At 60.3% G+C, this 12,559-nt stretch carries 12 protein-coding genes and 1 tRNA gene; 10 read left to right on the top strand and 3 right to left on the bottom strand.

From position 1 onward, the window contains the following. The first annotated feature begins 91 nt into the window (after positions 1-91). A tRNA-Gly gene (locus VZC39_RS06045) sits at positions 92-166 on the top strand. A gap of 170 nt (positions 167-336) precedes the next feature. On the opposite strand, the gene arcA is transcribed toward VZC39_RS06045, so the two are convergent. Further along, a complete protein-coding gene (gene arcA, locus VZC39_RS06050) occupies positions 337-1,056 on the bottom strand; it encodes a two-component system response regulator ArcA (protein WP_349921525.1) in 720 nt (239 codons plus the stop codon). Positions 1,057-1,433: 377 nt separating this feature from the next. On the opposite strand from arcA, the gene VZC39_RS06055 reads away from it, so the two are divergent. Both VZC39_RS06055 and VZC39_RS06060 read left to right on the top strand, forming a co-directional pair. Next, the gene (locus VZC39_RS06055) at positions 1,434-1,850 is read left to right on the top strand and encodes a DUF3293 domain-containing protein (protein WP_434666593.1); all 417 of its coding nucleotides are present in this window, start codon (positions 1,434-1,436) and stop codon (positions 1,848-1,850) included. A gap of 57 nt (positions 1,851-1,907) precedes the next feature. Continuing rightward, positions 1,908-2,387, top strand: coding sequence for a putative 4-hydroxy-4-methyl-2-oxoglutarate aldolase (locus VZC39_RS06060; protein ID WP_349921527.1), 480 nt, complete (start codon positions 1,908-1,910; stop codon positions 2,385-2,387). A 4-nt stretch (positions 2,388-2,391) separates the two neighbouring features. Here VZC39_RS06060 and VZC39_RS06065 read toward each other — a convergent pair whose 3' ends face one another. Further along, on the bottom strand, positions 2,392-2,868 hold the full coding sequence (locus VZC39_RS06065; protein ID WP_349921528.1) for a hypothetical protein: 477 nt from the start codon (positions 2,866-2,868) through the stop codon (positions 2,392-2,394). 168 nt (positions 2,869-3,036) lie between these two features. On the opposite strand from VZC39_RS06065, the gene VZC39_RS06070 reads away from it, so the two are divergent. Further along, entirely contained in the window at positions 3,037-3,426 is a 390-nt protein-coding gene (locus VZC39_RS06070; RefSeq protein WP_434666595.1) for an META domain-containing protein, read from the top strand. A gap of 109 nt (positions 3,427-3,535) precedes the next feature. Here the strand turns inward: VZC39_RS06070 and aceK are convergent, their stop codons facing one another. Then, positions 3,536-5,263 carry a bifunctional isocitrate dehydrogenase kinase/phosphatase gene (gene aceK / locus VZC39_RS06075; protein ID WP_434666598.1) on the bottom strand — a complete coding sequence of 576 codons (1,728 nt, stop codon included), beginning with the start codon at positions 5,261-5,263 and terminating at the stop codon, positions 3,536-3,538. A 194-nt stretch (positions 5,264-5,457) separates the two neighbouring features. On the opposite strand from aceK, the gene VZC39_RS06080 reads away from it, so the two are divergent. The 6 genes from VZC39_RS06080 to VZC39_RS06105 all read left to right on the top strand — a co-directional run bounded on the left by VZC39_RS06080 (position 5,458) and on the right by VZC39_RS06105 (position 12,432). Then, entirely contained in the window at positions 5,458-6,150 is a 693-nt protein-coding gene (locus VZC39_RS06080) for a tRNA/rRNA methyltransferase (protein ID WP_349921531.1), read from the top strand. A 271-nt stretch (positions 6,151-6,421) separates the two neighbouring features. After that, the gene (gene thrA / locus VZC39_RS06085) at positions 6,422-8,881 is read left to right on the top strand and encodes a bifunctional aspartate kinase/homoserine dehydrogenase I (protein WP_349921532.1); all 2,460 of its coding nucleotides are present in this window, start codon (positions 6,422-6,424) and stop codon (positions 8,879-8,881) included. Between the two features lie 2 nt (positions 8,882-8,883). Beyond that, complete coding sequence (thrB, locus tag VZC39_RS06090) at positions 8,884-9,864, top strand: homoserine kinase (RefSeq protein ID WP_434666602.1); 981 nt, start codon at positions 8,884-8,886, stop codon at positions 9,862-9,864. Then, on the top strand, positions 9,861-11,135 hold the full coding sequence (thrC, locus tag VZC39_RS06095; RefSeq protein ID WP_434666605.1) for a threonine synthase: 1,275 nt from the start codon (positions 9,861-9,863) through the stop codon (positions 11,133-11,135). Before thrB ends, thrC begins: the two co-directional genes overlap by 4 nt. Before the next feature lie 94 nt (positions 11,136-11,229). Next, positions 11,230-11,643: a YybH family protein gene (locus tag VZC39_RS06100; protein WP_434666608.1), complete on the top strand. Its 414-nt coding sequence runs from the start codon at positions 11,230-11,232 to the stop codon at positions 11,641-11,643. 381 nt (positions 11,644-12,024) lie between these two features. Further along, complete coding sequence (locus VZC39_RS06105) at positions 12,025-12,432, top strand: hypothetical protein (protein ID WP_434666610.1); 408 nt, start codon at positions 12,025-12,027, stop codon at positions 12,430-12,432. Positions 12,433-12,559 lie beyond the last annotated feature (127 nt).

The following is a 12,559-nucleotide window of genomic DNA, read 5'->3' on the forward strand; positions in this document are numbered from 1 at the left end:
GATAAAGCGCCAGTCTCGTTCCTGCCTCTGCCTAGCACGCCATCCTGACGTTGACCCCATATCCGGTACTTACTGCTAGTTTTGATGCCTTGCGGGCATCGTATAATGGCTATTACCTCAGCCTTCCAAGCTGATGATGCGGGTTCGATTCCCGCTGCCCGCTCCAGCTTTCATGCAAAAAGCCCACTCCTGCGAGTGGGCTTTTTGTTTGCCGCATCCTTGTGGGAAAGCGGGATTGGCAGTGCCTTTCTCCTGTACCTCGTGGCCGTCAAATGCCAGAAACAGCAGAGGCGCCATCGGCGCCTCTTTTCAACCACACACATCATCCTGAACGGATTATTCCTGCTCCAGCTCACCACAGAAGCGGTAGCCTTCGCCATGTATGGTGGCGATGATCTCCGGGGTGTCGCCCACGCTCTCGAAGTGCTTGCGAATGCGGCGGATGGTGACATCCACGGTGCGGTCGTGGGGCTTGAGCTCACGACCTGTCATCTTCTTGAGCAGCTCGGCACGGGTCTGGATCTGGCCCGGGTTTTCGCAGAAGTGCAGCATGGCGCGGAACTCGGAACGCGGCAGCTTGAACATGTCGCCAGCCGGACTGACCAGGGCGCGGCTGTTGATGTCCAGGGCCCAGCCGTTGAACAGGTAACGTTCGACCAGCTTCTTCTCTTCACCACCGGCGGCCACGTTCATGGTGCGGCTCAGCAGGTTGCGGGCACGAATGGTCAGCTCACGGGGGTTGAAGGGCTTGGTGATGTAGTCATCGGCACCGATCTCCAGACCCAGGATCTTGTCCACTTCGTTGTCACGACCGGTCAGGAACATCAGGGCGATGTTGTCATCTTCACGCAGCTCGCGCGCCAGCAGCAGGCCATTCTTGCCCGGCAGGTTGATGTCCATGATCACCAGGTTGATGGTGTGGGCGGTCAGGGCCTGGTGCATCTCGTCGCCATTGTTGGCTTCGAGCACAATGTAACCCTCTGCCTCGAAAATGCTCTTCAGGGTATTGCGGGTAACCAGTTCGTCTTCGACGATCAGTATGTGTGGTGTTTGCATTGAGTATTCCCAGATTCTTATCAGTTAATTTTCGAAATTTTAACACTCTTTGGCGTTATCCGACCGGCCCTGAAAATTTATTACGTCATCCTGGGTATGAATATCGGGTCGAATCATCGCGAATTTGGTCACTGTGCCGGCAAACATCCATATGCCACAGACGGGGTCTCAACAAGCCTGATTGAGCGGTGCCCTGAAAGGTAGTCCATTGCAAAAGTTGCTGCATTTTATCAGTTAACAGGCGCATAACAACACTCTTTGCTGTCAGATAGCAACTTTTTAACTCTGGCTTGATATAAGTCAAACCCTGAGTTATCTGCATGATACTTGGGCTTGGCTCCATTTTCGCCCCTATGAAATGTAATGAGATGCAACATATGGTTGACATGACTTTGTGGGAAAACTACAGAAAAGTGTGCTTTATTGCCCCTTTTTCGCCGCCGGACTGGCCTGACTATGCCATCGTCACGGCCTGGAATCCGGGAAGCCAGCCCACGGGAAGGCGTCGCAACACCCGCCGCCAGCATGCCCTTCTGCGTGTCATCCATCGCTCCGACACCTTGTCTGCCATGGGGCCGGTATGGGGCAGTGCTCTTGATGAAAACTGGCAGGAGGAGTCCTGGCTGCTGCGCGCTTCTCGCCTTGATGCCACCCGGTTGGCGGCCGCCTTTGGACAATATGCCCTCTACCGGGTCGAGCGGGGAGAACTCTGGCTGGAGCCTGCGCTGCTGAATGTGCCTCCCTGCCATCTGGGGCCCCTTGCCGCTCACTGGATTGTCAGAGCGCCGACATGATGGAAGAATGGCGACTCACCTGTGTGTTTATCACTCACCCATGGAAGGATGACGATGATGCTGGATTTACTGCCCGATCTCTGTGATGAACACCTCGATAATGTGCAAGTGGCCGAGCCGCTGTTTCGCGATTATGGCGGCAAGCCGTTGTTTCATGGGGAGGCGGTGACGCTTTCCTGTTTCGAGGACAACAGCCTTGTGCGGGAGCTGGTGAATCGCCCGGGCCATGGCAAGGTGATGGTCATCGACGGTGGCGGTTCCCTGCGCCGTGCCCTGCTCGGGGATCAACTGGCCATCAAGGCCGCGGAGCAGGGATGGGAGGGGATCCTCGTCTATGGCGCAGTGCGGGATGTGGGCACCCTGGCCACCCTGTCGCTCGGGGTCAAGGCGCTGGCGGCCTGCCCGGTCAAGACGGAAAAGCGTGGTCTGGGCGAGCTCGATGCTACCGTCTCCTTCGCGGGGGTGACCATATCGCCGGGGAATTATGTCTATGCCGATCTCAACGGCGTGCTGGTGAGTGCCAGCCGGCTGATCTGAAAGGCTAGAAATGCAGCCCGAGCCCCAGCATGAGGAACTGTTCCGTGCTGAAGGCGCTGACACCGTAGTTGGCGGTGAGCGCCAGCTGGGGCGTCAGCAGCAGGCTGCTGTTGAGCTCCACCAGGGTGCTGGGCTTGCTCGTCTCCAGCTGCTTGACCTGACTGCCGATGTTGAGGGACGGGGAGAGCTGATAGCGCACCCCGGAACTGATGTTGAAACCTGCCTGATCGCTGCGGGCACCGAGGGCGGGGCCTGCCTCCATGTAGAGGCTGATGTCCTCTTCAAGCGGATATTGATAGCCGGTATTGATGAGCCAGATGTCGAAGCTGTCGCTGGGGTGGGTCTGAGTGCCGAGCAATACGCCGGAATAGCTTTTGACGTAGAGCTGGCTGTCGGTATCGTCCTGGAGAAAACTCCAGTCGGCCGCCTGGGCCGAAAGCGCGAATGCAGATGCGAGTGCGATGGCGAGAGATTTGACCATTCGTTTCCCCTCCCTGGGTCCGAACAGGACTACAAGCATGGCACATCGCTTCTGCCTGTAAAGGCTACTTTCGTCACAATAAAAGAGTTTAAATTGGCACCCGACTCATGCTACACAGGCCCGGTCACTCTGAGTCTTCATTAATTTTCTTCATCAAGAGGCGATCTCATGAACAAGAAACTGACCCTGCTGGCCGCCCTGGCCCTGGGAGGCTGCGCCATGGCAACGGGTTCCAATCTGGCTAACTTGCAAGCATCGACCTGGCAGTTGCAAGGGGCGAGCGGCGATACCTTCACCTTGCAACTGGCAGGGGACAAGGTGGCTGGCAAGGGCGGCTGCAACCGCTACTTCGGCGCCATCAAGCAGCAGGGGGATGGTGTGCTGGCCCTCGGTCCCATGGGGGCGACCCGCATGATGTGCATGGGGGATCTGGCAGGCAAGGAGATGAATTACCTGCAGGCCCTGGAGAAGGTCGCAAGCTTCGAGATCAAGGGTCAGCAACTGGTACTGCGTGATGCCAGCAAGGCACCCCTGCTCACCTTCGATGCGATGAAATAAGTCGAGGTACCGTCAATGGCTGTCGCAACCCGGCCGTCATGTCGTGCACACAAAGAGGGACGCCGCGGCGTCCCTCTTTGCATTTCGTGAAGATCCCTATCGGACCTCTTCATCCCCCGCGCTGGAAGCGAAACCGCTTCTTGCGCCGGTAGGGATAGACGTCCTCGAATACCCCTTCCTTGATGTTGCTTTGCAGCATCTTCCAGTAGTTGGCATCAAACAGTTCCTTGTGCAGTTGCATCATGATCTCCCGCACCTGGGGTTTTTGCAGCAGGAAGGTGGCGAACTCCTCGGGGAAGATGTCGTTCGGTGCCACCGAATACCAGGGTTCGGCGCTCCACTCGTCTTCCGGGTAGCGCGGCGGCGGGATCTGGCGGAAGTTGCACTCCGTCATGTAGCAGATCTCGTCATAGTCGTAGAACACCACCCGGCCGTGGCGGGTGACGCCGAAGTTCTTGAACAGCATGTCACCCGGGAAGATGTTGGCGGCCGCGAGCTGTCTGATGGCGTTGCCATATTCCTCCAGCGCGAGCCGGGTCTGCTGCTCGTCCGCTCTGTCCAGATAGAGGTTGAGCGGGATCATCTTGCGCTCCGTGTAGAGGTGCCTGATCACCAGTTTGTCGGCGGTGATGGCCAGCGCAGAGGGGGCCACCGTCTTGAGTTCCGCCAGCAGCTCGGGGGAGATGCGATCGAGGGGAAACTCGAAGTTGGTGAACTCCTGGGTATCGGCCATGCGGCCCACCCGGTCGTGCTGTTTGACCAGCCGGTATTTTGCCTTCACCTGCTCGTGGCTCACGTCTTTCGGGGGCGTGAACTCGTCTTTGATCACCTTGAACACCACGTCGTAGGAGGGGAGGGTGAACACGCTCATCACCATGCCCTTGATACCGGGGGCGATGACGAACTGCTCCCGGCTCTCGCCGAGGTGCTGTTGATAGTGGCGATAGAGTTCCGTCTTGCCGTGCTTCTGGCAGCCGATGGCGTTGTAAATTTCGTAATCGGGCTTGCGGGGCATGATCTGGCGCAGAAACAGCACATAGAGGGCCGGTACCGGGGCATAGACCATGAAGTAGGCACGGGCGAAGCCAAACACGATGGAGGCGAGCTCGGGCTCGAAGATGACGGTATCCACATAGATGCTCTGGCCGGTGCTGAGCAGGGGCAGGATGAAGGGATACACCTCCTTTTTTACCCGGATGAGCCCCACCAGATAGGCCCCCTTGTTGCGGTAGAACACCTCCCTGAGCAGCTCGATGGCGAAGGGTTCCTCGTGCAAGATGGCCGGGCCGTTCTCGGCCAGATGGCGGTGGATGTCGACAATATCCCGCTGTTTGTCCTCATAGGGCAGGGTAAAACTGTAATCCCCCAGCAACTTGCTCAGGGTCTGGGGCAAATGGGCCAGATCGGTGCGATAGATTCGCAGCAGGCTGCCGAGATCCGGGTGTTCCCCCCGGCTCACGAAGGGGTGGATGTAGAGGTTCTCGTCGCGGATGTTGCGATGACGGAAGATGCGGCGGTAGACGGAGTTGAAGAAGGACTCCGCCACCTCGAAGTTCTCGCACTGGGGCAACAGATCGCTGAAGGCCCCCTTCACCTGCTTGAGCAGTCCCTGGCTTGGCAACTGTTCGCCCATCATCTGCTTGATCTGGGTCGTGGTGGCGCCCACGTGGTGATCGTAGAGGCGGATGCGCTCGCGCCCTGCGAGCTGGACGCCCAGCCAGTCGCTGTTCTCGAAGCGGCTCTTGCTGCCCTGGGTTATCTCGAGAAAGCGGCTGTAAAACGACTCGAAGCGCTGCAAGATCGTCTCGGCGACCGCCTGTTCCAATGGCTGCTGCATCTCTCTCTTCCTTGTGATCTGTCCATCCGATGGCGTCTGCACTTGTCTGCAGTTTGTTCACATATCGGGCCACTATGGCAACATTCAAACATCCGTTCAAGTGGCATTTTTCGGGGATAAACGGTAGATTGCGCCCCTGTTTTGCCGATGGTCCCACGCCCTTTTCGACCGCGGCCCCTCCAGGAGAAAACCCGATGAAACTCTATTTTGTACTGGTGGCACCGGCCCGCGCCGCCAACGTGGGGGCCGCCGCCCGCGCCATGAAGACCATGGGCTTCGATGCCATGCGCCTGGTGGCGAGCCGGGTGCATGAAGAGGATGAGGCGGGCTGGGTGGCGCACGGGGCGCAGGAGATCCTGACCGAGGCCGAGGCGTTCGATACCCTGGAGGCGGCCCTCGCGGACATGGATCTGGTGATTGCCACCACCGCCCGCCAGCGTGGCCGTTATCAGCACTACCTCACCCCGGCCGAGATCCGCGATCAGATCCGTGCCAAACCGTCGTTGAACAAGGTTGCCATCGTGTTTGGCTGCGAGGAGTCGGGTCTCTCCAACGAGCAACTCGCCCAGGTGGATCTCATCAGTTACCTGCCCCTCAAGGTGAGCTACCCCTCCCTGAACCTGGGGCAGGCGATCATGCTGTATGCCTACGAGATGAGTCCGCTGCTGGATGAGCCCGAAGCCGTAGCAGAAAATTTTGATAACCTTGGACAGGTTCGGGTACTGAAATCAAAAACAGCAGAAATTCTCGGTGAACTCGGTGTTTCGCAGGATGAAAAACTGCATCAATGGGTGATGGACCGAGTGCCCATGCTGCCGCAGCGGGATCTGAATATGCTGCATCTGCTCTGCAAAGACCTCGTTCGCCGTTTTGAACGCAAGGAGTGAAGCGGTTTAAGTTGACAGCCCATCGCCCGGCGCGGTATTGCTAAAAGCCAGCTTCGTTCAAGAGTGTTCGTCATGCAGTCATTCATCAACGTCATCACCACCACCATTATTACCGGTACCACCACAGGTGGCACTGGGGCCGGTTGATGCGCTGACGAACAAGCACAGAAATCAGAAAAGGCCCGTACCCACCCAGTACGGGCCTTTTTGTTGGATGATTTTCGGGTCAATTTGTCGGTCGGTTTGCAAAAAAATACAGGGAGAGAAAGCGATGAGAGTGTTGAAGTTTGGCGGGTCGTCACTGGCCGATGCAGAACGTTTCCTACGGGTTGCCGATATCGCGGTGAACACCCATGGTCAGTCCCAGGTCGCCCTGGTGTTGTCGGCCCCGGCCAAGGTGACCAATCATCTGGTGGCCCTGGTAGAACAGACCAGTCGCGGCATGGATGCCAGTAGTACCCTGTTCGAGATCAACGGTATCTTCTCCCGCCTGCTGGCAGGGCTCAAGGCGGCCTATCCGGCCCTGGATGACAAGGCCCTGCTGGCCCGTCTGACCAGCGAACTGGATCAGGTCGAGCGGTTGATGCAGGGCATCCGGCTGCTCGGGCTCTGCCCGGACAACGTGCAGGCCCGCATCCTGAGCCGGGGCGAGAACCTCTCCATCGCCTTCATGCACGAGCTGCTGCGGGTACGTGGTCTCGAACTGGATCTCATCGTGCCGGAACAGTTGCTGGTCACCGACGGCGGCTATCTGGAGGCGCACGTCGACATCGAGGCCTCCCGCCTGCGCTTCGCCGCCAAGGGCCTGCGTTCCGATTGTCTCTATCTGATGCCGGGCTTCACCGGTGGCAGCGACAAGGGTGAGACGGTGCTGCTGGGCCGTAACGGCTCCGACTACTCCGCCGCCGTGCTGGCCGCCTGCGTCGATGCGGAGTGCTGCGAGATCTGGACCGACGTGGAGGGCTGCTACAACTGCGATCCGCGCCTGGTGCCGGACGCCTACTTGCTCAAAACCCTCTCCTACAAGGAGGCGATGGAGCTCTCCTACTTCGGTGCCAAGGTGCTGCACCCGAAAACCATCGCCCCCGTGGCCCAGTTCCACATCCCCTGTCTCATCAAGAACAGCTTCAACCCGCAAGGGCCGGGGACGCTTATCGGGGTTGAGCAGGGGGATGATGACCTGAAAGTGAAGGCCATCTCGGATCTCTCCGGCATGTGCATGTTCAACGTCTCCGGCCCCGGCATGAAGGGCATGGTGGGCATGGCGGGCCGCATCTTCTCCGCCGTCTCCCGCGCCGGGGTCAGCATCGTCCTCATCACCCAGTCATCCTCCGAGTACAGCGTCAGCTTCTGCATCCACAGCTACGATTGCGACAAGACCCGCAAGGTGCTGGAGCGCGAGTTCGAACTGGAATTCAAGAACCAGCTGCTGGATCCCCTCGAGATCATGACCGATCTCGCCATCATCTCCCTCATCGGGGACGGCATGCGCACATCCAAGGGGATGGCGGCGCGCTTCTTCACCTCCCTGGCCCAGGCTTCCATCAACATCGTCGCCATCGCGCAGGGGTCGAGCGAGCGCTCCATCTCCGCCGTGGTGCGGGATCGCAAGGTGGCGGAAGCCATCAAGGCCTGCCACCAGAACTTCTTCGGCAGCCAGCAGTTCATCGATCTGTTCGTGGTCGGGGTCGGCGGCGTCGGTGCGGCCCTGGTAGATCAGATTGCCCGTCAGCAACCCGTGCTGGCCGAGCAGGGCACCGGTCTGCGGGTGGTCGGCATCGCCAACAGCCGCCAGATGGCGGTCAACAAGGATGGTCTCAACCTCGCCAACTGGCGTGAACAGCTGGTGGAGGCCCGGGACAGCTTTAGCCTGGAGTCGGTGAAAAAAGCGGTGGAAGAGAGTCATCTCATCAACCCGGTGATCGTCGATTGCACCTCCAGCGAAGCGGTCGCCGTCCAGTATGCGGACTTCCTGGCCGCCGGTTTCCACGTGGTCACCCCGAACAAGAAGGCCAACACCGGTTCGCTCGATTACTACAAGGCGCTGCGCCGCACCGCCCGCCAGACTCGCCGCAAGTTCCTGTACGAAACCAACGTCGGCGCCGGTCTGCCGGTCATCGAGAACCTGCAGAACCTCATCAAGGCCGGCGACAAGCTGCGCGCCTTCGACGGCGTGCTGTCCGGGTCGCTCTCCTTCATCTTCGGCAAGCTGGACGAGGGGATGAGCTTCTCCGAGGCCACCGGCATCGCCCGTGGCAACGGCTTCACCGAGCCGGATCCCCGCGACGATCTGAACGGCATGGACGTGGCCCGCAAGCTCTTGATCCTGGCCCGTGAGGCCGGCATGGCGCTGGAGCTGTCCGATGTGGAAGTGGAGCAGGCGCTGCCGCCGGGCTTTGACGTCAGTGGCGATGTGGAGGCCTTTATGGCCCGTTTGCCGGAGGCAGACGGCTGGTTCCGTGACCAGTTCGCGGCTGCCCAGCGTGAAGGCAAGGTGCTGCGCTACGTGGGCTCCATCGAGGGGGGCAAGTGCAAGGTCGCCATCAAGGCGGTCGGCGCCGATGAACCGCTGTTCAAGGTCAAGGACGGGGAGAACGCGCTCGCCTTCTTCTCCACCTATTACCAGCCCATCCCCCTGGTGCTGCGTGGCTATGGCGCGGGCACCGAGGTGACCGCCGCCGGTGTCTTCGCCGACGTGCTGCGCACCCAGAACTGGAAGCAGGAGCTATAAGCATGAGTTCAGACATGTACCAGAGCCGCAGTGTAGTGGCTTATGCCCCGGCCTCCAGCGCCAATCTGAGCGTGGGCTTCGATGTGTTGGGGGCGGCGCTCGCCCCCGTGGATGGCTCTCTGCTCGGGGATCGCGTTCAGGTCAAGGCGGCGGAGGTGCCGTTTGCGCTGTCGGCGGTGGGGCGCTATGCCCACAAGTTGCCGGACGATCCCAAAAAGAACATCCTCTACGACTGCTGGGTCGGTTACGGCGAGGCGCTGGCCAAGCTGGGCAAGGCACTGCGGCCGCTGGAAATGGTGCTGGAGAAGAACCTGCCGGTGGGTTCCGGCATGGGCTCCAGCGCCTGCAGCGTGGTGGCGGCCCTGGAGGGGCTCAACGCCTTCCACGACAACCCGCTGAGTGAGCACGATCTTCTGCTGCTGATGGGGGAGATGGAAGGACGTATCTCTGGCTCCGTGCACTACGACAACGTGGCCCCCTGCTATCTCGGCGGCATGCAGCTGATCGTGGAAGAAGCAGGCGTCATCAGTCAGGGCATTCCGGTGTTCGAGGAGTGGTACTGGGTGGTCTGCTACCCGGGCACAGTGGTCTCCACCGCCGCCGCTCGCGCCATCCTGCCGGCCCAGTATCGCCGCCAGGATTGCCTCACCTATGGTCGCCGGCTGGCCGCCTTCGTGCATGCAAGCTACACCCGCCAGGAGGGGCTGGCCGCCAGCGTCTTGAAAGACGTGATTGCCGAGCCCTACCGCGCGGCCCTGATCGAGGGTTTCAACGAGGTGCGGGCCCAGGCCGCCCAGAACGGGGCGCTCGCCACCGGCATCTCGGGTTCCGGCCCCAGCGTCTTCGTGGTGATGAAGGATCTGGCCCAGGCCGAGCGCATGAAGGATTGGATGGACGCACATTTCGTGCAGAACGAAGATGGATTTGCCCGGGTCTGTAAATTGGACATGGCCGGGGCACGGGTAACAGGAAGCGAGCTATGAATCTTTACAATATCAAGGACAAGAGTGAACAGGTCAGCTTCGCCCAGGCGGTGCGCCAGGGGTTGGGCCGCGAACAGGGGCTCTTCTTCCCCGAGAAACTGGAACCGCTGGCCGATGTGGATGCCTTGCTGGACTTGCCGCTGGCCGAGCGCTCGGCGCGCATCATCAGCCACCTGCTGGGGGATGAGGTGCCCTTGCCTAAGGTCAGCGAGCTGATCAGCGCCGCCTTCACCTTCCCGGCGCCCCTGGTGAAGCTCAAAGACGGCACCTATGCCCTGGAGCTGTTCCATGGCCCGACCCTGGCGTTCAAGGACTTCGGCGGCCGCTTCATGGCCCAGTGCCTGGCCGCCTTCCGCACCAACGACAAGATCACTATCTTGACCGCCACCTCCGGCGACACCGGCGCCGCCGTAGCCCACGCCTTCTATGGCCTGGAGGGGATAGAAGTGGTCATCCTCTATCCCAAGGGCAAGATCAGCCCCTTGCAGGAGGCGCTGTTCTGCACCCTGGGCGGCAACATCCGCACCATCGCCATCGACGGCGACTTCGACGCCTGCCAGGCGTTGGTGAAACAGGCCTTCGACGACGAGGAGCTGAAAAAGGCCATCGGCCTGAACTCCGCCAACTCCATCAACATCAGCCGCCTGCTGGCCCAGGTCTGCTACTACTTCGAAGCCGTGGCCCAGCTGCCGCGATCCGAGCGCCATAAAGCGGTCATCAGCGTGCCGTCCGGCAACTTCGGCAACCTGACCGCGGGCCTGATTGCCAAGGCGCTGGGGCTGCCGGTGAAGCGCTTCATGGCCGCCACCAACGCCAACGATACCGTGCCGCGCTACCTGAAATCCGGCCAGTGGGAGCCGCACCAGACGGTCGCAACGCTCTCCAACGCCATGGACGTGAGCCGCCCCAACAACTGGCCTAGGGTAGAGGAGCTGTGCCGCCGCAACGGCTGGGCGCTGGAAACCCTGGGTTCAGGCATGCGTGACGATGCCCAGACCCGGGATGCACTCAAACGCCTGCACCAGCTGGACTACCTGTGCGAGCCCCACGGCGCCATCGCCTGGGATCTGCTGAATGAGCAGCTTGGGCAAGACGAAGTGGGGGTGTTCCTCTGCACCGCCCATCCCGCCAAGTTCAAGGAGTCGGTGGACGCGATCCTGGGGCTGGATGTGCCGCTGCCGGGGCCCCTTGCCAAGCACGCCGTGCTGCCGCTCTTGTCCCACAACCTGCCGGCGGAATTCGCGCCGCTAAGAGCCTTCCTGCTCGGTTAAGCAACCTGAAACATCCCCCGGCTTCGGGGGATGTTTGTTTTCGGCCAGAGGCTGAAACCGTCTTGGATTAACCCAGAGGATTGAGGAGCAGAGCATGAGCCAGCATCCCCTTCGCACGCTTATCGAAACCTGCGACGCCGCCATCTCCCGGCGCGACTTCGACGCCCTGATGGCCTTCTACGCCGAGGACGCCGCCCTGGTGGTCAAACCCGGCATGGTGGTGCGCGGCATCCCCGCCATCCGCCGCGCCTTCGGGGCCATCTCGGATTACTTTGACGGGCAGCTTGAGGTGACTCAGGGCGCCATGGAGGTGATCGAGGGGGCCGACAATGCGCTGGTAATTATGGAGACCCGGCTGCGCTACCCAGACGGGCAAGGTGACTGGATCGATGAGACCCGCCGGGCCACCTATGTGTTTCGCAAAGAGCCTGATGGGCAGTGGCGTTGCACCATCGACAACTCCTACGGCACTGCACTGCTGGCGGCAGAGGGGTTCTTCCACCATTGATGCCGGGGTAACGCCTTGGTCATAAAAGGCTTTTTCTGGTGTGAGCTCAGGATCACAGCCTGGCTCCCGACACAAGACCCCGAATGGATGCCCATCACAACCTGCTGCCTGCAGGTTTTATGGCAGTGGTTGCTGTTGTCTGGTCATGGTTTGGTGATCACTTCTGCTATCAAAACCGGCCCCATAAGGACAATCAATATCGAGGTATAGACAGGGTCACAGAAGCCCTATTGACCCTATCCCTCCCGGCTGTTAATCAGGGGGCTGCTTGAAAACCATCATGGACGAGCAAGGCCGCAGACTTCCCATGGGCGCGGCCGACTGACAACAACAAAACCACAGTGCAGGGAGCAAACCATCATGTGGCCGTACCGAAAGATAGTGACCCAGTCCCTCAAGACGCCGCTGGCGATCGCCAGAATCATGTTTTACCTGGCCCTGTTATTGGTATTCCCCCCTGCCAATGATGATGCTATCGGACTCTCCGGCGGCAGAGATCGGGCGTTTCTCTTACGTCCTGGTGACGTTTCCCATCGCCATGGGGCTGATGTTGATATCGAGCTTCATGGCCATCCTGATCGCCATGGTGGAGGCGAAAAACAGGAGTCATCCCCGCGGCGAGTGGTGATGCAGGGGCTGTCGTTTATCGGCGGCCTTGCACAAGGCTCTGTCATGGCCGTTATTCATGTCCAACAGCCGCCCTCGGGATGGGGGCGGCTTTCGCCCGTTTTTGAGGTGAATCAAGCGCCCCTTGAGTGTCGGTTGACCTTGCTGCCGGCATTGGGTTAGCCTCTGGGCTCCCTTGATACCCGAGTATTTCCTCCGATGCGCATTTAACCTGTCCGCACCCCTTATCGTCTTTGCCCTCGCTTTGCGAGGCCGGGTGCGTCTTTACCGTGACAGGTTGATGTTGATT

Source organism: Aeromonas sp. NJAU223 (genome assembly GCF_051125555.1).
Taxonomy (GTDB): domain Bacteria; phylum Pseudomonadota; class Gammaproteobacteria; order Enterobacterales; family Aeromonadaceae; genus Aeromonas; species Aeromonas veronii_G.